Source organism: Sphingomonas sp. Marseille-Q8236 (genome assembly GCF_965112005.1).
In genome coordinates this window covers 228,425-252,117 of the sequence record NZ_CBCOPO010000003.1, presented here as the reverse complement: position 1 = coordinate 252,117, position 23,693 = coordinate 228,425, and the positions used below count along the sequence as shown (strand labels likewise).

Here is a 23,693-nt window from a genome sequence, read left to right as displayed (position 1 = left end):
TCAGTGCTCCATAGGGCTATGGTGGTCGCCGCCCTGCGTCGGGGCTGGCGTCGAAGGCGGTAGCGGCTGGCCGATCGCCAGCTTCATGGCGGCGATCTCCTGCTGCTGATCGATGATGATTTCCTGCGCGATGCGCTTGAGCTGCTCGTTATGGCCGTAGCGCAGCTCCGCCACCGCCATATCGATGGCACCCTGATGATGCGGAAGCATCATCGCCACGAAGTCGCGGTCGACGTCACCGGACGGCTTGACCATCATGCCCGCCATCATCCGGTCCATCGCGACAGACATCATGGTAGCGTAGCCATCGGCGGGGGCGGCCGCGACTGCGCCGGTAAGTAGGGCCGAAGCCGTCAGACCCAGCATCCAATCTCGTCTACGCATAAGCCTCCAGCGCATCGGTCTCGAAAGCGTAGACGATGCTCGTCGGGGTTTATTCCGTGGCCAAAGCCATTTTATCGGTCCTCACCAAAACGATAGTCTCATGCTTCTGCGGTTGGTTGACCGGGTCGCGGTCGGACAGCATATGCGCAGGCACGGCGATGGATTTCCGCCGGGCCATTCGGTCGAACCGCCCTCGCAAGGGCCGATGATTCCTACCAGGCGCCGCAAGGCAGCAAGGAGGAATCGTGCGCGCGACATTTCGCAATCTCTATGACCAGTTCAACATGGCAGCGTTCATTCGCGATCGCCGCACCCATGCCACGTCGGTACTGCGGTGGGCTTTGATCCTGGTCCCGATGGCCGCAGCGGTGGGAACGCTCTGCGCGGCCTTCCTGCGGAGCCTCGACGCCGTAACCCGGCTTCGCTTCGCCTTTCCCTGGCTGCTCTACCTGCTGCCGATCGGCGGGTTCGTGGTCGGACTGCTCTACCATCTGACAGGGCGCTTGGTCGAAGGCGGCAACAACCTCATCGTCGAGCAAATCCACGAACCGGGGGGCGGCGTGCCGCTGCGCATGGCTCCGCTCATCTTCTTCGGCACGGTCGTGACACATCTGTTCGGGGGATCGGCGGGACGTGAAGGCACCGCCGTGCAGTTGGGCGGCAGTCTTGCCAGCGGGTTTGGACGCGCGCTCAGATTGGATGCGGAAGCGACACGCACCCTCCTTATGACCGGGATCGCGGCTGGGTTCGGCGCGGTCTTCGGGACGCCGATTGCGGGCGCGGTCTTTGCACTGGAGGTGCTGGCGATCGGTCGGGTCGAGTATCGCGCGCTGGTGCCATGCCTGGTCGCGGCGCTGGTCGGTGACTGGACCTGTCTTGCCTGGGGCATTCATCACGGCGTCTACCATGTCGATGCGCTGGTGCCGGTCGACGCGCTGCTCGTCGCCAAGGCCGGTGTCGCCGGCATTGCCTTCGGTCTGACCGGGCTGACCTTTGCCGAGGCCAATCACGCGCTGGGCGGATGGTTGAAGCGCGTGATCCCCTATGGCCCACTACGACCCGTTATCGGCGGGCTGGCCGTGATTGCGCTGGTCTGGCTGCTCGGAACCCGCGACTATCTTGGCCTGGGTACGCTCGCCGCGACACCGGACAGCCTGACCATCGCCAGCTTCTTTGGTCCCGATACGCACTCGTGGAGCTGGGCGCTGAAGCTGCTCTTTACCGTCGTGACCCTGAGCGCGGGCTTCAAGGGGGGCGAGGTCACGCCGCTGTTCTTTATCGGCGCGGCGCTCGGCAATGCGCTCGCGCCGATGTTCGGAGTACCGTCGGGGCTATTCGCAGCGATCGGCTTCGTCGCGCTGTTCGCGGGCGCGGCCAACACACCGCTGGCTTGCACGTTCATGGGGATCGAGTTGTTCGGCGCGGCCTATACGGTGCCGATCGCAGTCGCGTGCTTCGTCGCCTACCTCTGCTCAGGCCACAACGGCATCTACCTGTCGCAGCGCGTCGCTGTGCCAAAGGTACCTGCCGCACACCTCACACCCGACGCGACCCTGCGCGATGCCCGCACGCACCGCGCTTCTCGCCGGCGCACGCGCGCCTGATCCTGTTTCCTGTCGAAAGCCCGTCATGCCCAATCGTTTCACCGTCCATCACCGCGAAGTCGGGATGCTGCGCATCTATCTGAAACCGTCCGACAAGATCGGCCCGCGTCGCTTCTGGGGGGCAAAGCCGCTCTATCGCGAGCTGATTCGCACCGCGAAGGCGGACGGCATCATCAACGCCGTCGCGCAAAATACCCATTACGGCTTCAGCAATCACGAACCGATCCGGGAGAACGGCTCGGAAATTGCCGATCCGCATCTGACGATCTGTGTCGAACTGGTCGGCGATCGCGATCAGCTCGACCTCTTCTGTCGCCGGTATGGAGATCTGATCGGCGACAAGGTGATCGTCTACAAACGACTGGAGCATTGGACTATCACGCGCAAAACTGAGCTAACCAGAGCCTGATCGGCGTTCCCGTAAAGGAAGGTTGATCGAGAATGACGGTGTACCCCGTGCAGTTTGATCAGTGCTACTGCGGTAGGCTTTCCCAAATTCTGTTCCCGGTTGCCTTTTCCCGGAATGGCGCCGGACCAACGGGGAAACGGGACGCTTGAGCCTGTCGGAACGCACCTGATTCCCGGTGCCAAATAGCAGTTTTAAGACAACTGTTCGCGCCCCTCGCGATCTCGACACGACAATCCATGCCGGATGGCCAATATGCGCGACAGTCAACCCGGCCGGGTTTTCCGATAGGCGAAGCGCCGTTTCGTGCTCGTTCTATGTTATGCCCCCAATGAGTGACGCCGGGGCCGTGCGGGTGATCAAACGGCGATCCGCTCGATCACGGCACTGGCCGCCCGGACAGGAATGAACAGGCGGGTCTTGTGCTGAATGATCTCGGTGAAACACCCGGCCGCCTTCAACTCCCCGAGGCGCGAATATGGCCAGTCGAGCAGTTCGAGCCGATGCTCACCTGCCACCAGGCTGCGCTTCAGCCTGTAGCTGCCAAGCGTCGCCATCTCGCCGGTGCCCAGCACGTGTTTGGCGGTATCCTCCCCTGAGACAACGATCGCTGCCTCGATCCCGAAAGCGGCGGCAAGTTTCGGGACGACCGGCGCAGGCACCAGACGTCCGAGGAACGACTGGCCATCGTCGGTGGTGATACGCCAGACCTGGACATGGTCGTCCGGAAGGCGGTCCCAAACAGGCAGGAGCAGGCCGGCCACCAGATAGATGGTGCTGGTGCGGGTTTTGCCGCGCAGATCGTCGACCTCGGCTGACCAAAGCGTCGAGAACTCTTCCTCGCTTGCTTCCTCCCACATGGTCTCGAGCAGCAGGTCCTGGCGCATCCGCTCGGTTCGGGTCGGCCGGATGAGTTCGAAGCGGCGGACAATTTCGCCGTCATCATCGGTGAGGGAAAAGGTGGTGCAGCGGATGGCCGCCTTGCCGGACTTCCGATTGACCATCGGCCGCGCATCGTCGCCGAGGCGGCGCAATGCCTGTTCCAGGGAGATAGGCTTGTAGCGTTCCTCTGTTTCGAGGCGCAGGATCTCGGTTTCGGCTCCGCTGACCGGATCGCGCCTGATCACCGTTCGATCGAGAATGGTAATTCGCTCGGCGTTGATGGTCTCGACGCCGACGTCGAGCGTCCCAGCCTCCCGAGCCGCTTCAACCCGGGCTTCGATCAGGCCGAGATATTCGTCGAAGATGGCGTTCTGAAGAGCGACGCGCAGTGCCAAGATGCGATTGAGCCAGCGCTGGATGGGGGGTAGATCCTCCCTCAATCCGCCACCTTCACCTTCGAGTTCGAGCCCGGTCAACTGCTGGAACGTGGCGAAGGTGATCGAGCGAAGCTTGCCCTCGGCGAGCAAGCGAAACCATGTCTCGAGCGCCTCTCGTGCATAGTCGCTCTCGAGGTTATCGCGCGGATCGAAAAGTCCTTGCCCCCCCGTTTGGCGTTGGCCGCGGGTCAGTGCACCAAGGCTGTCGAGCCGTCGCGCGATCGTCGAAATGAACCGGCGTTCGCCTCGACAATCGGTGGACACCGGTCGGAAAAGCGGTGCCGCTGCCTGGTGGGTCCGGTGGGTTCGACCGAGGCCCTGGATCGCCGCATCGGCACGCCAGCCCGGCTCGAGGAGATAATGGATACGCCGGGACTGGTTCTCGGCTGAAAGGCTCGCGTGGTACGAGCGACCGGTGCCGCCTGCATCCGAGAATATCAGAATCTTCTTCGCACCACGCATGAAGGCGTCCGTTTCGGCGAGATTGGTGCGCGCTGAACGGTTCTCAATTCGCTGCCGACCACCGACGTCAACGATGATGCGCCGACTACGGCCGGTGACCTCGGCGACGGCGTCGGGGCCGAAATGACCGATGATATGGTCGAGGGCGGACTCGACGATCGGCAGCGCACCGACCTGCTCGACCAGGGTGTCGCGCATCTCGAGCGCCTCCTGGCTCAACACCGGATGACCCGCTTCGTCGCACATCGGCTCCGACCGGGTCTTGCCGGTGTCATCGACGAAGGTCTTCATCTGACGAACGGGGAAGGCCGCGATTAGATAGTCCATCAGAAACTCGCGGGGTGAGAGTTCGATGTCGAGATTGCCGCGTTCCTGTGAGCCGAGCCCGGCCAGTGCGCGATTGAGCATCGCTTCCGATGTCGAGACAAGTTGGACCACCACACTGTCACCGCGCGCCAGATCGGTGCGCATGGCGGGAATGAGGGCGGGGAGCTTCATGCCGATCAGAAGCTGGCCGAAGAAGCGCTGCTTCGTGGATTCGAAGATCGACAGCGCGGCCGCCTTTGCACCCCCGTTATACGTGTCCTTCGAAAAGCTGTCGGTGACCCGCGTTGCGTCCAGTGCGGCACGAAGATTGGCGTGGATGATCGCCCAGGCATCGGCATAGGCGTCGTATACGGCGATCTGATCGTCGGTGAGCTGATGCTCGAGGATGTCGTACTCCACGCCCGCGAAGCTCAGCGCGCGTGCCGTGTACAGCCCCTGCATCTTGAGGTCGCGCGCGATCAGCTCGAGGGCCGCCATACCGCCGCGCCGCAAGCTTTCAACGAAGGCGCGGCGATCCGCGAAGGCGGTACCTTGACCCCACAGGCCGAGGCGGGTCGCATAGGCAAGATTGTTCACATCGGAGGCACCGGTGGCCGAGACGTAGAGGACTCGCGCGCGTGGAAGGAGGTTCTGCAGCCGCACGCCTGCGATGCCTTGATCCGATCCGTCCTTCGTGCCGAACCGGCCTTCGCCTCCAGCTACACCGGCCATCTCGTGTGCTTCGTCGAAGACGAGCATACCTTCGAAGCTATCACCCGCCCAGTCGAGGATCTGCTGGAGGCGACTGCCCTTATCGCCGCGGCTCGATCGCAGCGTCGCATAGGTGAGAAAGAGGACGCCCTCTCCGGCGCCGATGGCCGTACCGAGCTTCCATTGGTTGAGATGCTGGATGTCGAGTGCGAGTCCTCCCACCGCGGTCCAGTCCCGTCGCGCGTCCTCAAGGAGCGTTTCGGTCTTCGAGATCCAGACGTGCCGGCGATGACCGCGGAGCCAATGATCGAGGATGATAGACGCGACTTGCCGACCCTTTCCCGCCCCGGTTCCATCGGCGAGGAAGAAGCCCGTCCGATACGGGCGACCTTCATCGTCCGGAATCAGGGTCAGGCCTTCCTCGCCGGGATGAAATCGGCCGGGAAGGTCGCGCTGAAAGGCGTCACCAGCGTAGATCAGCGTCTCGAGCTGCGCGTCCGACAGGACCTGGCTTTCGAGAATGGCGACGGGAAGGTTCGGCGCATAATGCGGTTGCGGTGCGGTGATCGACCCCATTGCGATCGATTCCACCAAGGCGGTTGGATGCTGCGCGGCGTCCTCAATCACAATGCGGCTTGGTCGATAGGGAAGGTAGACGCCAGCGGCTTCGCCTACCGGTGCCGGATCGTCGAGCACCGCATAGGAGATGTCCCGCATCACGGCAGAGGGCGTAGGGCGGGCAAGTGGCGTCGCCAGCCGGGGACGAGCCGCAAGAGCACCGAGCAACGACGACGGCCTGGGAACCGGCGATGAAGGCGCCGCGACCCGTGTAGGCGCTGGGAAGGCCACGATATGTCCGAGGGCATCGCTGAGGGTGGAGCAACGGATCAGCTCTGCTTCTCCTGAGCGCCCCTTCTCGAGGACCATGATCTTCACAGCCTGACCCGTACCGTGCTTCGCATAGGCATTGGGGGGCAGCGCAAGATGCAACGTCAGTGCGCAGCCCTCCGTCGCCCTTTTCCAGGCTCGACTTGACGTATCGACCCGTTCGGGGAGAACGGCCGCACACCGTCCGCCAACAGAAAGCCGGGACAATGTCGAGCGGAGATGTCGGAAGGCCGCGAGCGGATCGGCATGGCGCCCCAGGCTCCGCGAAAACGGCGGATTGATCAGGGCCGCAGTGGGCCGGATGACCGGGTCGAGAAAGTCGTGGATCAGCTCGGCGTCATGCGTGGTGACGGTCGTGTCGGGAAAAGCGGCGCACAACATCGCAGCGCGGGTCGCGTCGAGTTCGTTGAGGACAAGGCGTGCGCCGGCCCGGTGAGCGAAGGTTGCCAGAAGCCCGGTACCGGCGGAGGGCTCGAGGACGAGATCGTCGGACCCGATGCGCGCGGCAAGGGCCGCCAGAAAGGCCAGCGGCGCGGGCGTTGAGAATTGCTGGAGCTCGATCTGCTCTTCGCTGCGCACACTATGGGTCGGCAGGTTGGACACCAGCCCGTTGAGCTCCGCGAGGCAGGCCGCAGGCCCTGCGGGCAAGTCCGCGGTCGCGAGGTAAAGGACCTGGGCCAGTTCCAGCACGTCATAGGCGTCGCGCAGTGACCAGCGACCGTCGGCTGAGGACGTGCCGTGCGCCTGTTCCATAAGCCACAGCAACGACTCCCGCTTTACCGGGTCTTTCCTGGCGATGATCACGGCGAGCGCCCTGGCGGCCGTGATCGATGGCGCGGCAAACTCCAGCTCGGAAGCATCGAGGAGGCGGGCTGCGGGTAGGTGGCGCATCGAGGTTACTCCGTTCTTCCGTCCGGTGTTCATCACCGGATCGACACGCCGGAGGCGGCCTCCCCTCTTGTCGGCCTGGCGAGAATCGACCGGCGAGCTCGGGTTTGATCGCACACGACCCGTCCCATGCCGCCGCACGGAATCGTCTTGACGCGAATGCCAACTTTACGGAACATAAAGGGAACACACTGAGTCTAGCTGATATGTCCGCCGCCCTTCATCCTGCCGTCCCCGGCATTGACCATTTGCGCAGGATCGCTTCGCCGGCGACCGACTTCAGGGTCATGCCGTTTGGCATCGCGGCGCTCGACGCACGGCTGGGGGGAGGGGGCTTACGGGCGGGGGCGTTGCACGAAGCTACGCCGCGCAGCCCCTCGCTCGCCGATGATGCGGCCGCAACGCTCTTCCTCGCCGGCATCGCCGCGCGGGAAGCGATCGCCACAGGCGGTCTGGTGTTATGGGTGAGCTGCCGCACTGATCTCTACGCGCCGGCGCTGGAGCAAGCGGGGCTGCCGGCCGCAAGCGTGATCTATGCCCAGCCAAGGGACGATACCGCGCTCCTGGCGGTGGTCGAGGACGCGGTGCGTGACGGCACGCCGTGTGCGATCGTCGCCGAGGCGAGCAAGGTTTCAATGGTCGCGACGCGACGCTTGCAGCTCGTCGCGGGTGATGCCGACATACCCATTCTTCTCCTTCGCCGCGCGCGCCGTCTCGGCCAGGAAGTCTTCAACGAGCCGTCCGCAGCCTGGACGCGCTGGCGCATCGGGTCCGTTTCGTCCCAGCGCCTCGCGGTCGCGGGGGTGGGTCGTCCGCGTTGTTCGCTGGAGTGCAGCCGCCAACGTGGTGGCGAGAGCTTCACCATGATCGTGGAGGGCAGCGATGAGACGGGTCGTCTCGCTGTTCCTGCCGACCTTAGCCATCGATCGGCTGAGGCGGCTGGAACGGTCCGCTCTGCAGCAGCCTGAACGGTCTGTCCTCGAGGTGCCGATCGACGACGATCCGGGGGACTGTTCGGTGCCCCGGGGCGGCGGATGGCGTCCGGGCGCCCGGTGGGCGCGGCAAGGGCTGCCGACGCGGGCTGTTGTTGAGGCACAGATCGCAGCGCTTCCAACGCATGCGCGTCCCCCCGTACGCGAACTCGGTCGCCGGTCGGAGGCGGCCAGCCATCCGTTTAAGGCCATGGTGCAGGCTGCTCCGACATCGCCCCATCCCCTCCCATTGCTGGGGCACGCGCCGCTGGCGTTGGTAGGCAAGGTCGGGCGGCGAGAAGACATCGTCGCCGCGTGCGATGGGGCGCGCGCCCTGGGCGTGTATCCGGGCATGGCGGCGACCCACGCACGCGCGCTCGTATCGGACCTCGACGTCCGCCCGGCTGATCCGGAGGCGGATAGCGCGTTGCTCGATCGCCTGGCCTTGCTCGCCGTACGACGCTGGTCGCCGGTCGCAGCGGCGACGCCGAACGACGGGATCTGGATCGATCTTTCCGGTTGCGCGCATCTGCATGGCGGCGAGGAGCTGTTCTGCCGCCGTCTTCATGCCTTCTGCCGACGGGCGGGCTTCTCCGCACGGATCGCGGTCGCCGATACGGGTGGAGCGGCGCATGCCCTGGCAAGATACGGACGCGGCGAGATCATACGGGCACCCTCGGGCGCGACCGCGGATGCATTAGCGCCGCTGCCGGTTGCCGCCTTGCGGCTTGCGCCCTCCGCGCTCCGTGCGTGTCGACGCTTCGGCTTCGATACGATTGCAGATCTCCTGCCCGTGGCTCGGGGACCACTCGCCAGGCGCCTCGGGCTGCCAGCGATCGTTCGGCTCGATCAGGCGTTGGGTGCCGTAGCGGAGCCGATCACGCCCCGCGAGGATGCCGAGGTTCCTGGCGTTGAATGCCGGTTGCTCGAGCCGATCGGTACCGCTGAGGCGATTGAGCAGGTGATGGGCGATCTGCTGCGGGATCTTGCCCGTGTTCTGCAAGCGCGAGGGCTGGGCGCGCGGTCGCTGCGGTTCGCCGGCCTGCGGGTCGATGGATCCGAACAGATCGTCGGCGTGGGGACTTCGCGACCCACGCGAGAAGTTTCCCACTTGCTTCGCCTGCTGAAGCTCAGGATCGAGCGGATCGATCCGGGCTTGGGTTTCGAGCAGTTTCGGCTCGTAGCGCCGCACACCGAACCGCTTGACGCGGTGGATCTGGGCGCCGTGCTGGTCGACGACCGACAGAAGCGCGATCCAGCGCGCCTCGTCGACGTGATCGCGGGCCGGATCGGTGCCCAGGCCGTCTACCGCGCAGCCCCACGCGAAAGCCACGTGCCCGAGCGCGCCGTGATCCGATCCGACCCCATCGCTCTGCCGGGCGCATGGCCGGCATGGAAGCGGCCCATCCGGCTCTTTGCTCGACCCGAACCCCTCGGCCGGGTCATCGCGCTGATGCCGGACCAACCTCCGCGCCGCTTCGAATGGCGAGGGCGCGTGCATCGGATCGTCGCCGGCGATGGTCCCGAACGGGTGCATGGCGAATGGTGGCGGCGTGACGCCGAGGTCTGGGCGATCCGTGACTATTACCGGGTCGAGGATGAGGAGGGCGGCCGGTTCTGGGTATTCCGGCGCGGCGACGGCTTCGAGGACAACACCGGCGATCTGTCGTGGTGGATGCATGGGGTCTTTGGATGACCCATTACGTCGAGTTGCAGGTCCTCACGCATTTCTCGCTATTGCGCGGTGCATCGTCTGCCGAGGAATTATTCTCTGCCGCAGCATTGCTCGGATATCCCGCGATCGGGGTAAGCGATATCGGGACCGTGGCCGGCGTGGTCCGGGCCTGGGAGGCGCAGAAAGCGACCGGCGTTCGCCTGATTGCGGGCACCCGGGTCGATCTGTCCTGCGGCCGACGCCTCCTGCTCTATCCGACGGATCGACCAGCTTGGTCGCGGATCACGCGGCTCCTGACGGTCGGCAAGAAGCGGGCAGGGAAGGGCGCATGTCTGCTGCACTGGCATGATCTTGCGCCATGGTCCGACGCCGTCATCGCGATCCTGTTACCGCACGAGGCGGACGAGGAGAACCTTGAGGCGCTGGCCGACCTCAAGGCGGTCTTCGGGCAGCGGGGTTATATGGCGCTGTTCCAGCGGCGTCGGCCAGGTGATGCGGTTCGCATCGACGCGCTCGCGCGACAGGCAGGTGGTGCGGGCATACGCGCGGTCGTCACCGGCGACGTCCTTTATCACGCTCCGGAAGCGCGGCTGCTGCAGGATGTCGTCACCGCCGTCCGAGAGAAGTGCTCCGTCGACGAACTGGGCTATCGACGCGAGGTCAACGCCGATCGCGCGCTCAAATCGCCCGACGAAATGGTACGCAGGTTCCAGGATTATCCGGACGCGTTGCAGGCGAGCGTCGACATCGCCCGGATGTGCACCTTCGACCTCGGCGAACTGGCATATCAATATCCGCACGAGCGGGTCATTGAGGGACTGACTGCACAACAGGCGCTCGAGCAACTCGCGACCGAAGCGGTCGAGGGCATGTTCGACGGAAACGTGCCCAAGTCCTATCGCGACCAGATCGCACACGAGCTGCGGCTGATCGGCGAACTCGGCTATGCGCCCTACTTCCTGACGGTCCATTCGATCGTGCGTGAGGCCCGCCGGCGTGGGATCCTGTGCCAAGGGCGCGGCTCGGCTGCCAATTCGTGCGTCTGCTTCGTGCTCGGGGTCACGTCGATCGATCCGATCAAGCATGAACTGCTCTTCGAACGCTTCGTATCGGGCGAACGGCGCGAGCCCCCCGATATCGACATCGATTTTGAGCATGAACGGCGCGAGGAGATCATCCAGTGGATCTACGAAACCTATGGGCGTGACAGGGCAGCGCTGACCGCGGTCGTCACTCGTTACCGGGCGCGCGGCGCGGTACGCGATGTCGGCAAGGCGATGGGCTTGCCCGAGGATCTCACCTCCTCCTTGGCAGGCCTGGTCTGGGGGTGGTCCGCCGAAGGGGTCGGCGAGAAGCAGGTCGACGAGCTCAACCTCGACATCGGTGATCGCCGGCTGCGTCTCACACTCGATCTTGCGCGCAAGCTGATCGGTGTACCGCGTCACATGAGCCAGCATCCAGGCGGTTTCGTCCTGACCCATGATCGTCTCGACGACCTCGTTCCCATCGAACCAGCGGCGATGGAGGACCGCCAGATCATCGAATGGGACAAGGACGATATCGACAGCCTCAAGTTCATGAAGGTCGACGTGCTTGGGCTCGGCATGCTCGGTTGCATGAACCGCGCCTTTGACATGCTCGAGGCGGACAAGGGCCTGCATGTGGAGCTGAAGGATCTGCAGGACGACGATCCGGGCGTCTACGCCATGATCCAGAAGGCCGATACGCTCGGGACATTCCAGATCGAGAGCCGCGCCCAGATGAGCATGCTGCCGCGCATGAAGCCGCGGCGCTTCTACGATCTGGTCATCCAGGTCGCGATCGTAAGGCCCGGGCCGATCCAGGGCGATATGGTCCATCCCTATCTCCGCCGACGGGAGGGTCTTGAGCGCCCCGAGTATCCACGCCCTGAGCTGCGCGCCGTTCTCGAAAAGACGCTTGGCGTTCCACTCTTTCAGGAACAAGCCATGAAGGTTGCGATCGTCGGCGCCGGGTTCACGCCGGCTGAGGCGGACGCGCTGCGCCGTGCGATGGCGACGTTCAAGTTCACCGGCGGTGTCAGCCATTTCAGCGAGAAACTGGTGGAAGGCATGGTTGCCCGAGGGTATCCACGGGACTTCGCGGAGCGTACCTTTCGTCAGCTCGAGGGCTTCGGTTCCTACGGCTTTCCTGAGAGCCATGCCGCGAGCTTTGCCAAGATCTCCTATGCGTCGTCGTGGATGAAGCATCATCATCCGGACGTTTTTTGCGCCAGCTTGATGAACGCGCAGCCGATGGGCTTTTACGCGCCGGCTCAGATCGTGCGCGACGCGCGCGAGCACGGCGTCGAGGTTCGGCCGCCTTGCGTCAATGCGAGCCGCTGGGACTGTACGCTGGAGCCGACCGGGAGCCGATATCTGGCCGTCCGGCTCGGACTGAGGGTGATCCGCGGTTTGTCCAACGCCGATGGGGCCAAGATCGTCGCAGCTCGGGCAACCGCCTCGTACGACAGCGTGGAGGACGTCTGGCGCCGATCGGGGGCGCAACGCGCCTCGATCGAGAAGCTGGCCGACGGCGACGCCTTCCACGCGTTCGGCGCCGATCGGCGGCAAGGGCTGTGGAAGGTGAGGGGGCTGGGGGAGGCGCCGCTGCCCCTCTTCGCGGCCGCCGATCGTGCGGCTGTTGCCGGCAGCGTCGAGGGTATCGAGCCTGCGGTAGCGCTGCGCCCACTCACCGACGGGCGCGAGGTCATCGAGGACTATCGCAATCTGCAACTGTCGCTTCGCGCACATCCCCTAAGCTTCGTGCGCGACGAGCTGTCCCGACAAGGCGTGCGCTCTTGTGCCGACCTGAGCACCATCCGTGATGGCCGCCACGTCGAGGTGGCGGGCATCATCCTTGTCCGGCAGAAGCCGGGCAGCGCCAAAGGCGTGCTGTTCATCACCATCGAGGATGAAACCGGCATCGCCAACGGGATCCTGTGGCCGGATCGTTTCGAGGCGCAGCATCGCACAGTGATGTCGGCGTCGATGGTCGGGTTGAAAGGGCGCGTGCAGCGCGAAGGCGAGGTGATCCACGTGATCTGCGATCGGATCGTCGAGTACGGGGACCTGCTGATGAAGGTCGGCGACATGTCGTTCCCGCCTCGGACCGGTCGCGGAGACGCCGCGCAGCATCCAGGATCTCCCGATCGCGGAGAACCCGGTCATGACGCCGACCGGTGGAAGCCAGAACCGCGCGACTGCTATTGGCCGCCGCATGCCGACGGCAGGGATCCGGAACAGGTCGTGCGCTTCAAGTCGCACGACTTTCATTGATCCGATGGCGAGCTTGCCACGTCACCAGCGAGTCGTGATCGCGCTCTCCGTCCATATCCTCCGCGCGGGCGTCGCGCGCTGTTCGGAAGGACGCGTCGATGGCATCGAGGTACGGCTCGCGTTGCGATGTCTGCTGCCGCATTGTCCGGAGCCCTGGCCGCTGTCGTTATACTGGGATGCTGCGGCACAGGAGAACGAGATCGGCCGGGCACAGGGCGTAACCGCTGCATTCAATGGCATCGTCCGACAGCTGCGCAAGGCGGGCCGATACGATGAGAACGGCTTTTTGTAAGAGCGGCGTCGGCAGCCGGTGCGGAAGGGGATTTTGGACTCGATAGCTCGATGCAGCATACCAGCATGCGATCCAGCGAACCGGGATCTGGTGATAGGATGATCAAAATCGTCCGATTTCGACCATCCTAACACCGGTCCTCGAACCGCGCACGCTGTCGCTCGCCCGAGCCAGGAGTATGATAGGTGCCGCGAAGGCAACGGTGTGGGCGCCTACACAATACAAGGAAGAAGCTTGTGACGCAGCCACCGCTGCGAATGATCGCGCATCGCTTTGGCATTCCGATGGAGGTGCTCGCGTGCGAACCGCTCGGCAGACCGCCGGTAGCGTACGGCGAGGTTCTCGTGCGCATGACGGCAACGCCGATCAATCCATCCGACCTGATCCCCGTTGCCGGTGCCTATGCTGCGCGAACGTCGCTTCCGTTCGTGCCAGGCTATGAGGGGACGGGAACGATCGAAGAGGTCGGCGACAATGTCGATCCCGGGCTAATCGGTCGGCGCGTGTTACCCTTGGGCAGTGCGGGATGCTGGCAGACGTTGAAGGTCCTGCCGGCCGACTGGTGCATCCTGGTGCCGGACGATGTCGACGATGACGAGGCCGCGACCGCCTATATCAATCCCCTGACCGCCCTACTGATGGTGCGTAGGATGGCCCCGCAGCCAGGAGACGCGGTCGGAATCACCGCCGCCGCGTCGGCAATCGGTCGCATCCTGATCCGCATGATCGCATCGACGAGGGCGCACGCGGTTGCCATCGTGCGCTCGCAGTCGGCGGCCGAAAGCCTCCGCTGCGAACCTGCTGAGGTGGTCTGGAGCGATACGCCAATGCCCAGGCTCAATGGAGCCATGGACGCGGTTGGCGGCCGCGCGGGATGCGATCTGGCGGCCGCGGTCGTGCCGGGCGGCCAGATGCTGCATTATGGTTTGATGTCAGGGAAGCCGCTGGCCGGGACGGGCGCCACCACAGCACAATACTTCAGACTGCGGGATATCGTTCATGCCATATCGAGAGCGCAGCTCGACGAATTGATGTCTGTTGTATTTGACGAGATACGGGTCGGCCGTGCCGCGATCTCGATCGCTGCCCGCTACCCCCTGGCGGAAATCGGTCTTGCGCTCACGCACGATGCCCGTGTCGGACGAAGCGGCAAAATCCTGCTCTGCCCGTGAGAGAGGGACGGGGATGGGGCGGCGAGCGAAGCCGCGCCATCTTCCGACGATGCATCACCCCGCCGTTAATTGCGAGCGACCGCGCAGTGCCGCTCTGCGGCAATCGGTCCCTCGTCCTGCGTCATCGTCGGGCGAATGAGTCTCTAACGCGCTTGGCGCGCCAGGCATCGTTCCAGTCGTTGTGAACATCGGGCACATGTGCCACAAGTTCACGGCGGTGACGGGACAGGTGCTCGCGTGCCTTCTCAAGGAGCCGCGCTGCCGCCGGCCCGCGATCGGCATAGACGATGATCCTGCGCACTTTTTCGGGGATAGCGACGAATGCGAGCCGTTCCACGCCGCCCAGCGCCCAGGTCGGCGTACCGAACCAGTGCATCGCAGACAGTGCGTCCTCAATGCCTTCGGCGAGACCAAGTTCGTCCGTCGCGGGTGCAAGCCTGATGGCGCCGGTACCTAGGAGTCCGAGCGCAACTTTGGGCTTCGGGATTGGCTTGTGAAGGATGTCGACCGGATCGAGGAAGGTCCGCTGCACCGCGATCACGCCCAGGTCACTTTCTACGGCTGCGATCAATGCGGGCATGACCCGCTTGTCGGAGCCAGAGCCAAGCACGGTCTTCGGATTGAACCGTAAGCTTCGCGGATAGGGTCCGGTCAGTCCGCGGGCGCGCAAATACGTCTCGGCCAGCGTTCCGACGACCGGCTTGCTCGCGTGCCACAATCGAACCGCAAGCGCACTCATGTCGCGCCGCGGTTCCTTGGCAGGCATGTCGAGCGGCGCGCGATCATGAAGGCGTTGCCGCTGCAGCGCCTTGAGCACCTCGGCGGTGGTGCACCCGGCGAAGCAGTGGAACAGGATGGCGCTATCGCCAAGCCTGACCGAGAGGCTGGGCGACACATCGTCATGTGCTGGGCATCGGCATTCGCCACGGGTGCCGCGCCATACCCCGCCAAGGCGCTCGACGATCGTCTTTGCGCGGACTTCAGCGTCGAGCGGCAGTCTAGGCATCGGCCGAGCTCCGGCATCGTGCTGGACTGCGATCATTTCCTGACACTCCGGTAACTTCGAACCGCAGGGTCATCGTCGCCCTCGCCTCTGGACGGCGAGCGAAGAGCCAAAGACTGAAAGGAACTGATCTCGTGCGCGCGCGGCGTCGCCGCATGAACGCCCTTGGGCGGCTAGCTAACCGTAACGTCCTGTGAAGAGGTCGCCGAGCGCGCGGCGTCGAAAGGCGTTCCACCACCGACGGCGACGATGTTCTGGCGCATCGTGGATCATGTGGCAGCGCGGACAGAGGGCGGCGAGGTTTCGCCAACGCGGACCGCTGAAACTCGGATCGTGATTGAGATGCGCTGTGGCCAGGTAGACCGGTCTGCGCGTGATGCAGATCGCGTCTAGAGCAACAAAAGCGGGAGGCCGTCGCAACACGCGGCCGCGTCCATCCCGCCAGGAACGCCCGTCTGCGTCCCACCAGACCCCTTTCGCATCCTTGAGCTGAGCAACGTGTCGGCCATGCGGCCGTCCGCAATGTTCGCAACGACCACTTGCACGTTCGAAGCGTACGATCCGGCTGATCTCGGGCCAGTCGATCGGATAAAGCCAGCGATGTTCCGGACGGATCGGCATGCGACGATTCTGAATCATGCGCACCGAGAACGAAAGGAGAAAATGCGGCGAATGATCTGCCGATCCCGGCATACCGAGTTTGAAAGGGCGTGACGACCGCCAGCCGATCGCTTGGCCAGAGCCTCACACCTGTTCGCCGGTACTTTTGGCCAGAACCGAAAAGGTGTCGGCGATGAGCTCTGTTCGGTAGCCTGTATCATTGGTGTCGCCATGCTGCCCCTCGCGCACGCGTCCTGTGATATGGACAAGATCACCGACGCCGGCAACCTCCAGTTGGTTGGTCAGGTTCGAGAAACACACGACGCTATTCCATAGGGTATCCTGCTTCCATTCGTCGCCATCACGTCGGTTGTAATTTGCTGCAACGTTCACGAACGTGACCTTTTCTCGCCTGTTGATCTTGCCGACACGCCCGATGATGCGGAATTCAGCGATATTCTGGGGCATGATGCTCTTCTCCAGTGACTCACTCAATTGAACAGGCGGGGTCGCGCGATCAGTCGCTCTTTGTCAGCGCGCGCGGCTGGAAATGGTATTTCGTGACGTTCTGAGGTGTTGCGTAGGTCTCGTACGCCGCCAGCCAGTCGCGACTGATGGCTCGTTGCGCGGTTGCTAGCGGAAGCCGGTGCTCGCACACGAGCCGCCACAGAACGAAGGCGAGTGCATTCTTGTCATCCGCATTCGCTTGTCCGCGGCGCGGTTGAAGCCAGAGATTGCCGGCATCGAATGGTGCGCCGCCTAGAGAAATCGGAATGAGGTGATCAAGCTCATAGTCGGCCAATCGTCCGTCTGGATATTGCGCCTGCATCATCCGCCGCTTCAGGGGACCGGTGACACCGTAGGAGGGGCGCATCGATCGGGAATATCCCGGTCGACAGATCGTCCTCCCAATGTTCCCTTGCGTGATGCGAGCGTCGATCGAGCCTCTCACATCGGGCGGCGGCAATCGTCCATCGATACCCAGCGGAAGCGGCGGACGCAGGATCGTCGACGCGAGACTCTGGACAGCCTCGCAAAACGGCTCATCGCATCGGGCGTTTCCCGAAAACGGCGCGCCAATCGCATGGCTCAAACCGCCGTGCCACCATGCAAGTACGGCAAGCACCCCTGCACCGACGATCAGCGCCAGCCACCTCATCGCCCGCCTTTGGGACCGCAGGTGCAGGTGAAAATCTGAATGGATCCGTGTCGAGACATAGTCCACGTTTACCACAGGACGTTATTGGACGCCAAGTCAGGTTTGTCAGTGTGCTGCCATTCGTTCGGTCCGGAATCCCCACAGGCTCTTTGCAAGATCGAGTTCGTCGCGCTTTGCCTTGCCGATCATTCCCGTGAAATATGCGCCTGGCGTCAGCCGAATTTCCGACCGCGAATGGCGTTCGGCGGTAATCATGATCGCCACCGCTGCGGCATCCGGCCCAAGCTTTTCCAAGGCGTCCACATAGACCCCGATGCGGATCCCGAGATCGTTGCGCAGCCGAGAGGCGGCCCGATGAATATCGGACCACGCGGGTCTGCTGTTGCCGACGTACATCGCGGTGGTCGGGAACATCTCCATCAACTCTGCTGGACGAGTGTTGAAGCGACTGTTCGACGGTGACGCCGAGAGGTCGGCTGGAGGTGGAGCGGAACCGATTGGATCAGAACTACAAGCTTGCTCAGCCCGTACATCTTTGATGGGGTGAGGGCTGGTTTGTATATGTATGAAGGGCTCATTTTTTGACCCTGACCCATCATTATCTTCAGGAAACATACATTCGTCGATGGTCGTGGCAACGAGTTGCTCGACGTGCGGCAAACGGCTGAGTGCAGCCCGATAGAGATCACTGTCACGCACGGAACGCGCCTGCGCTGCAGCTTCAGCCACGCTATCGATGGCTTCCTGGAGGGCAAACCACCGCGGGCCCGTCAACCGCATATCGGCTGCTTGCGCGAGTGCCTGACCAACAATCCGGCTAACGCGGGCAATCTCCTGCCGACCCTCCTTGAAGAGCCGAGATTGTGCCGAATAGGCATCGGCGCGCTCGCGAAGCTCCTCGAAGCGGATGCGAAGCGGCGAGAGGTCGACACCAAAGGCGGTTGAGATTGCACCCGTATGATCACGGCGGCCTGTGCGCCGTCCATGAGCGCTGTCGCGCGCGAGGATCAGTCCGAGCGCTCTGAGCTGCCGGAGACGGGCTTTGATCGCACTGACCGTCTTGCCGGCGTCCTCAGCGAGCGTGAGGTTGCTTGGCCAGGCGATCGGCGTGCGCCCTTCCTTCCAATCATCGGCATGGGTGTAGCTGATGAGGTGTTCGAGCGTCTGTAGCGCACCGATCCCAACGCCTAGCGCCGCTGCTGAGCGCTTGACGACGGCGAACACCGCTTTCCGGTCGACCGTCGTCGGCGCATCGACAATCCTAGTCTCGAGCGCGCGTGCGATCTGGCGGGAGAAGGCCGTGATCGGTCGGGCTCCCGTTCCCCCCGTAAAGGCATTCTGGGTATAGGTCATCGTTCGTCCCCTCGTTCGAGGGGCCGTCAGCAGGCAAAACAGAGGCGTGGCGCGAAGCGCGCTCCCTTGAACCGAGGCTCGGAAACCGGTACGTGGAAGATCTCTGAGTGACCGGTCAGCGTTTGGCGACGCTGCCACGTTGCGATTTCTGGGTGCCCGGCCTTCGTGCCGGGCATTCGTTTATGTGCTCACGGCCACCCTTTCTGTTCGGTCTCACGCTGGCCGCCGAGCGGCCGCGGAGAACATTAAGGGACGATGCCAGCCCAATCAGGGGTTCGGAAGCGGGCACGACTCGTGCTTTCGCGGACCGAAGCGAGAAAAAGTTCGTGCTTTGACGGACCGACGCGGAGTCCGTTCGTGCTTTGACGGACGTCCATTCGTGTTTTGGAGGACGCTACTTCGTGCTTTGACGGACGAAAGTTCGTGCTTTGAGGGACGCTCGTTCGTGTTCTCGCGGACCGGTCCGCGAATCAGTCGCGAATCGCGTCGCTGGTCGTCTGCTCGGCCGACAGAAGGGCCTTTTTCGGCGTCAACGTGACCAGGGAAGGGGCCGCGACCCTGCGTTTCGGGGCGTCCACTGCAGGAGCATCTGCTTCGTTGAGCAAAACCCGGTAGTCAGGAATCGAGTCCAGGTCCGCGATGCCACGCAGAACGTGGCGAAAATGCTTCAGCGTGTTCTGATAGCCAAGCTGAAGGCGCAAATCGTTCAATCCGATCTGCACGGGACCATCGATACAGGTGGAGCGCGCGACTTCGTAAAGTCGTCGTTCGACTGGACCAAGCTGGAAATAGTCCGGCGAATATTCGAGGACCCGGCGATCGCGCAGGATCGCACGGTATAGCCAGTCACAAAGGCGGACTTTCACGCCCTTGAGACGTGGTTCACCGGTCCGTGTCTTCGTATATTGGAGTTGCGCCTCGGACAGCCACGAGAAGAAGCCCGTCTGGCCTTCGCCACCGGCTTCGATGTTCGTCTTGATCTGCGTACCCTGAAGCCGTCCTAACGCATCAGAGAGGCGTGTATAGGAGCGTGCAGAACCGCTGACCCCCGTCACTCGGAAGAGGTCGTGGGCCGTAAAGTAGAACTCCTGGGCCACGCGCTCGCCTGCATCCATCTTCGAGACAAGCAAGCTCGCGATATACAGTAGGATCTCCTTGTCATAGATTGTGGCAACACCGCTGGGACCAGGGCCGATCTCTATGGAAACACTGTCAGTCTTATAGACTAAGGAGCGCTTCAGCGCAGTCTTCGACAGCGAAAAGAAGGGATAGGCCATGAGTGAGTGCTCACCGCGAACCTCGGTGAGGAGCGGACTGTCGAGGACGAAGAGGTCGCCCTGCGTGGGAGAGGTGCCCGTCATGCCGCCCAATCCCGGGTCCGCAAAAGCACGAAAGCCCGCTCGCGAAGGTCCGCGAAAACACGAAGGGCGGGAGTGCCACCGAGGGAAAACGCTCGGAACAGCGCACTATCGGAGTGAAGTTCGTGTTTTTGCGGACCGACCGCGCGCCCGATGCTGGGAGCCACGCGGAGGGTCGTTTCGACATGGAGTTCGCGCAGATTCATACGAGCCGCTGTAACAGGTTGGCGCCGCAGTTCACAGTCGTTGCTCGGGCAGGTCGCGCGTTCCTGCTACTGCTGCAAGCGCCATAGGGTCTCCTAAGTGGCTCACTAACGCGTCTCTCATCGCCGGCTATCCGGTCGCGCGGGACGATGCGATCTGGAGATCGAGCCACTCCTCTGCGGCATTCCTCAGCCGTGGAAGCATCGACACGTTCGCTCGGCGCCGATCTGCCGGGTCGGGGATGCGCTCTATATAGCCGACCGCTTCAAGCTGCTCGATATGCCTGAGCGCAGTGGTCATTGACGCCCCGCTGAGGGAGCAGAGTTGCGACACCGCGATGTCACGGTGCTCGCCCTGCGCTACATAGAGCTCAAGGATCATATCCCAGCTGGGATCGAGGAAGCGCGCCCCGGAAAAGCAGCGGGTGCGTCGACGGCGCCCGGCCAAAATCGCCTTAGCTTCGCCAAGGCGCAGGTCCGCGATCGTGCCCCCGGCAGCGGCGGCAGATAGCAGGCTTTCCTCGACGGCCTTACGCGGAAGACGGACGATGACGTCGATCAGTTCGTCGCCCGCTGATGCTGAAGCCATGATCGTCGCGATCCATTTTTCAGATAGGGCGCAGCATCACGCGGCAATCGCATCGTTCCCAGCGCAAGCGCGCCAAGCGCGAGATAGGCGTAGATACCGAGACCTGTGTGATAGGCGAAGAGTGGAATGCCGGGCAGTAACGCTCCGCACAGGCTCATAAACAGGCCGCCCAGCGCGAAGCCGGCTGCCCAGATCGGCCAGAAACGGATAGTCGTCACACCTAACCAAAAGAAGCCGCAGGCGACTCCCAGGTCCACAACCAACGTTGGAAAGTGCCCGGGATCCCAAGCGACCTTGGTAGAATAAACGCGCAGACCGGTCGTGAGAGCGAAGCCCGCCAAGTTTATTAAAACACCCAGTCGCTCAGGCCTCCCGCCGCGTACGAGAGCGAACAGAAGAACCACTGCCATTATCGCATTGAACAGTAAGGCGAGTAGAACTTCCACTTTCATACGCGGGTTCGCTTCAGGCAGTGGCCACTTCGACCGGTGATTCGATTTCGGCGTTCATCGGCGGCTTTGGGAGATTTTCTCCCCAGCTCGTCTCGTTCAGGCCGAGATGACGGCCGACCCGCTCCGTGAAGGGGTGAGCCCGCATCGCCATCTGATCCTGACCTTCGACCAGAGCAGCGAGCGCAGCTACCGTCGCTTTGACGGTTCGCTGCGCCATCGCCGGCGAGAGCCGATGAACCTCCGTCGCATCGAGCGTCGTCAAGAGGAACTGGGCGGTGTCGCGCGCCGCCAGGTTGATCGATCGCTCCGCCTTGCGAAGTTCATCCGCCACGATGCGACCAGTATTCTCGAGTGCCTGCATTACGTCTCCTTGGGCGCCGCAGCGCCGCTACCGTACCTTGAGGCCGAGCAGGAACGTCAGCGTCAGCATCACCATACCCGCGACGGTCAGGCCGATTGGAGTGAGGATCGCAATGATCGCACTCCAGATCGCCGCCTGCTTCCAGGTGAGCATGTTCGCTGCCGCCCCTGCGGTCGGCAACGGCGGTGGGAGAGGAAAGACGTGCTCATCGCTAGGTAGGACGATTGCAGGGGGCAAAGCCTCTACCCCTGCATCGTGCTCCGCGACGATCCGGGCGGCGTCGATCCGGCTCGTGGTGCCCAGCAAATTGTTAGCCTTCAACAATTGCTTATCGACAGCGCGGGGACTTGCCCCGGTTAACATCGCGATCTCCTTCGAACTTCGATGCTGGTAAACGAGACGGAGGTAGGAGAGCTGCCGTTCGCTCAATTGGTCGACAGGCGATGGTCGGTCAGAGCGCGCGGGGCTATCCGTGGCGGTTTCGCTGGCATCTGTCTTGTCGTATCCAGCGGGTGATATTTCCATGTGTCGACCCTGCAGGATGGAGCGATTCGCCGCCAGAAGTTCCGTAATCCATGTTGGGACGCGTCGTTCCAGCAGAACAGCCGGCCCGCGGGAAACGAACGGTAGCGAACCGATCCCGCGAAACTGTCATTCAGCAAACAGGCGGACGTAGCGGCGGGCAGATTGGCTCCCTTGAGATCGGGTGGTTGTCACGGTCGCAGTGCGGTACAGGCCGTCGGCTTTGCCTAGCGTCGCCGTACCCGCGGTCAGGCCGATCTGGCAGCAAGGGAGGAGAAGCGGCGCCGCCTTCCAAGTACAAGGCGTTAACGACTACCCGGTACAGGTTGTCGCCGGCTCCCGTACGGGACACGCGTGACCACTGGTACTTGTATCCGGCATGGCGAGCGCGTACATGGAGCGGGCAGGGAGACCTGCAAAGCGACTTATTCCGGCCCCGTGTTGGATGAGCGCTGTGGCTACCCAGGGTCTCAAACCCTGGTTGCCGGCCACCATTCTCCCTGACACGTTTCTGAGCCGCCCTTCGGGGCGGCTCTTTTCGTATCAGAGCAGATCGATCCCGTACTTTTCACGCAAGCCCTGCGCGTTCATCTCACCATCCACGATCCAGCGCCGCGCATAGGCCACGACATCGGCAAGCTGAAGCAGCCGGGAGGCCCCGGAATCAAGGCGGACGACCCGATTGACGCCTCTGAAGCGACCGTCGTCCTTGCGCGCCCGCTCCATCTCGGCATCAAAATCAGGGTGATCGTTATGCTGATTGACGTCGGTGATGACATCGACGTTGCCGACGCTGTCGCGCCCGAGCACTGAACGAAACCGCTTCATGCCGATCTTCACCGTCTCGACGACCGCTTGTGCATAGACGACCGGCGGGGCCCCCTGCCGCCCCTGAAAATGTTGGTTGATCATCACCACCCGATCGAGGTCGGCGCCAGCACGCAGGCGATCGAGCAGTCCTTGAAGATAGCCGTTCGCCATTTTCACGGCATGGACCTCGTTTGCATCCGCCGGCAGCAGGTCGCTGAACGCCTTGTCGAGACGCCCGGCTTCCCGAGCGAGGACGAAAAGCGCGCCGAGCTGAAAGGGGCCGCTGCCGGCGGTCCCGGACTCGTCGATGAAGCACAGCACCTTCTTGTTCAGGCCCTTCGTCACTCAGGCCTCCGCATCCGCCGGAGCCGCCGCTGGTCGGCGGCGCCGCATGCCAGGGCGGGCGACGGCCTGCCGCTTGGCACGCGCTTCTTCGGCTGCCTCACGGAAGTCCGGCTCGATCTCGGCCAGCTTGTCGACCAGTCCCTGAAGATCATATTCGTTCGAGATCTTGCCACGGTGCGACGCACGGCGTTCGATCCGGCGCACGAAGCCCGCCTCCTCCAGTTCCGCGATGTAGCGCTGCACCTGGCGCTCGCTGAGGTTGAGGCGCAGTGCAAGATCGGCCTTCTTCGGAAAGGGCTTACGGCCGGCATCCCACCAGAAATCGGCGAGCTGGATCAAAACGGCAAGCTGGGTCGGGTTGAGCCCGAGACGTCGCTGCGCGCGAAGCAGCAGCGAAGGCAACATGCAGAACCCGAGCGCGATCACCTTTGCGCCCCATTTATTGGCGGCCGCACCCGACTTTCGAGGCGCTTTCGCCGCGGATGCCGCTTCCAGCTGGCCATCTTCGCTTTCGATCTTGTCACTCATCCGATGTCTCCGTAGGCTCGCAGATGAGCGCTTGAT

21 protein-coding genes and 1 riboswitch are annotated in these 23,693 nt (G+C 63.4%); of the genes, 7 read left to right on the top strand and 14 right to left on the bottom strand.

What is annotated here, in order from left to right; all coding sequences use genetic code 11:
- Window positions 1-366, bottom strand: coding sequence for a DUF305 domain-containing protein (locus ACWPWT_RS20195; protein ID WP_219994278.1), 366 nt, complete (start codon window positions 364-366; stop codon window positions 1-3).
- 163 nt (window positions 367-529) lie between these two features.
- Window positions 530-606: riboswitch (Fluoride riboswitch) on the top strand.
- Between the two features lie 23 nt (window positions 607-629).
- Here ACWPWT_RS20195 and ACWPWT_RS20190 point away from each other — a divergent pair.
- On the top strand, window positions 630-1,988 hold the full coding sequence (locus ACWPWT_RS20190) for a voltage-gated chloride channel family protein (RefSeq protein WP_116462976.1): 1,359 nt from the start codon (window positions 630-632) through the stop codon (window positions 1,986-1,988).
- A 64-nt stretch (window positions 1,989-2,052) separates the two neighbouring features.
- On the top strand, window positions 2,053-2,397 hold the full coding sequence (locus ACWPWT_RS20185; protein ID WP_246358230.1) for a DUF190 domain-containing protein: 345 nt from the start codon (window positions 2,053-2,055) through the stop codon (window positions 2,395-2,397).
- 356 nt (window positions 2,398-2,753) lie between these two features.
- Here the strand turns inward: ACWPWT_RS20185 and ACWPWT_RS20180 are convergent, their stop codons facing one another.
- Window positions 2,754-6,971, bottom strand: coding sequence for a strawberry notch family protein (locus tag ACWPWT_RS20180; RefSeq protein ID WP_116462974.1), 4,218 nt, complete (start codon window positions 6,969-6,971; stop codon window positions 2,754-2,756).
- A gap of 203 nt (window positions 6,972-7,174) precedes the next feature.
- On the opposite strand from ACWPWT_RS20180, the gene ACWPWT_RS20175 reads away from it, so the two are divergent.
- From ACWPWT_RS20175 to ACWPWT_RS20155, 5 genes are all read left to right on the top strand, one after another.
- A complete protein-coding gene (locus tag ACWPWT_RS20175) occupies window positions 7,175-7,936 on the top strand; it encodes an ImuA family protein (RefSeq protein ID WP_174521628.1) in 762 nt (253 codons plus the stop codon).
- A gap of 214 nt (window positions 7,937-8,150) precedes the next feature.
- On the top strand, window positions 8,151-9,635 hold the full coding sequence (locus ACWPWT_RS20170) for a Y-family DNA polymerase (RefSeq protein WP_082049190.1): 1,485 nt from the start codon (window positions 8,151-8,153) through the stop codon (window positions 9,633-9,635).
- Complete coding sequence (locus tag ACWPWT_RS20165; RefSeq protein WP_116462973.1) at window positions 9,632-12,910, top strand: error-prone DNA polymerase; 3,279 nt, start codon at window positions 9,632-9,634, stop codon at window positions 12,908-12,910. Before ACWPWT_RS20170 ends, ACWPWT_RS20165 begins: the two co-directional genes overlap by 4 nt.
- A 34-nt stretch (window positions 12,911-12,944) precedes the next feature.
- Complete coding sequence (locus ACWPWT_RS20160) at window positions 12,945-13,202, top strand: hypothetical protein (RefSeq protein ID WP_241768967.1); 258 nt, start codon at window positions 12,945-12,947, stop codon at window positions 13,200-13,202.
- Window positions 13,203-13,438: 236 nt separating this feature from the next.
- Window positions 13,439-14,374, top strand: a complete 936-nt coding sequence (locus tag ACWPWT_RS20155; protein ID WP_133178099.1) for a zinc-dependent alcohol dehydrogenase family protein — start codon at window positions 13,439-13,441, stop codon at window positions 14,372-14,374.
- A gap of 121 nt (window positions 14,375-14,495) precedes the next feature.
- Here the strand turns inward: ACWPWT_RS20155 and ACWPWT_RS20150 are convergent, their stop codons facing one another.
- From ACWPWT_RS20150 to ACWPWT_RS20095, 12 genes are all read right to left on the bottom strand, one after another.
- On the bottom strand, window positions 14,496-15,416 hold the full coding sequence (locus ACWPWT_RS20150; RefSeq protein ID WP_240456351.1) for a DUF7146 domain-containing protein: 921 nt from the start codon (window positions 15,414-15,416) through the stop codon (window positions 14,496-14,498).
- A 138-nt stretch (window positions 15,417-15,554) separates the two neighbouring features.
- Window positions 15,555-16,070: a hypothetical protein gene (locus ACWPWT_RS20145; protein ID WP_240456352.1), complete on the bottom strand. Its 516-nt coding sequence runs from the start codon at window positions 16,068-16,070 to the stop codon at window positions 15,555-15,557.
- Window positions 16,071-16,121: 51 nt separating this feature from the next.
- Window positions 16,122-16,445, bottom strand: a complete 324-nt coding sequence (locus ACWPWT_RS20140; protein WP_043061535.1) for a single-stranded DNA-binding protein — start codon at window positions 16,443-16,445, stop codon at window positions 16,122-16,124.
- Between the two features lie 49 nt (window positions 16,446-16,494).
- Window positions 16,495-17,136, bottom strand: coding sequence for a hypothetical protein (locus ACWPWT_RS20135; protein ID WP_240456353.1), 642 nt, complete (start codon window positions 17,134-17,136; stop codon window positions 16,495-16,497).
- 105 nt (window positions 17,137-17,241) lie between these two features.
- Window positions 17,242-18,489 carry a plasmid replication protein RepC gene (repC, locus tag ACWPWT_RS20130; protein WP_454281074.1) on the bottom strand — a complete coding sequence of 416 codons (1,248 nt, stop codon included), beginning with the start codon at window positions 18,487-18,489 and terminating at the stop codon, window positions 17,242-17,244.
- A gap of 470 nt (window positions 18,490-18,959) precedes the next feature.
- A complete protein-coding gene (locus ACWPWT_RS20125) occupies window positions 18,960-19,850 on the bottom strand; it encodes a replication initiator protein A (RefSeq protein ID WP_043061531.1) in 891 nt (296 codons plus the stop codon).
- A gap of 330 nt (window positions 19,851-20,180) precedes the next feature.
- Window positions 20,181-20,639, bottom strand: coding sequence for a MarR family winged helix-turn-helix transcriptional regulator (locus ACWPWT_RS20120; RefSeq protein WP_061781136.1), 459 nt, complete (start codon window positions 20,637-20,639; stop codon window positions 20,181-20,183).
- Window positions 20,609-21,091: a hypothetical protein gene (locus ACWPWT_RS20115; RefSeq protein WP_082049413.1), complete on the bottom strand. Its 483-nt coding sequence runs from the start codon at window positions 21,089-21,091 to the stop codon at window positions 20,609-20,611. Before ACWPWT_RS20115 ends, ACWPWT_RS20120 begins: the two co-directional genes overlap by 31 nt.
- 13 nt (window positions 21,092-21,104) lie before the next feature.
- Window positions 21,105-21,452, bottom strand: a complete 348-nt coding sequence (locus tag ACWPWT_RS20110; RefSeq protein WP_043061526.1) for a hypothetical protein — start codon at window positions 21,450-21,452, stop codon at window positions 21,105-21,107.
- Between the two features lie 27 nt (window positions 21,453-21,479).
- Entirely contained in the window at window positions 21,480-21,773 is a 294-nt protein-coding gene (locus tag ACWPWT_RS20105) for an RNA polymerase subunit sigma-70 (RefSeq protein WP_244885696.1), read from the bottom strand.
- A 744-nt stretch (window positions 21,774-22,517) separates the two neighbouring features.
- Window positions 22,518-23,129, bottom strand: coding sequence for a DUF3800 domain-containing protein (locus ACWPWT_RS20100; RefSeq protein WP_043061525.1), 612 nt, complete (start codon window positions 23,127-23,129; stop codon window positions 22,518-22,520).
- Window positions 23,130-23,657 (bottom strand): helix-turn-helix domain-containing protein, encoded by a 528-nt coding sequence (locus ACWPWT_RS20095; protein WP_043061524.1) that lies wholly within the window; start codon window positions 23,655-23,657, stop codon window positions 23,130-23,132.
- Window positions 23,658-23,693 lie beyond the last annotated feature (36 nt).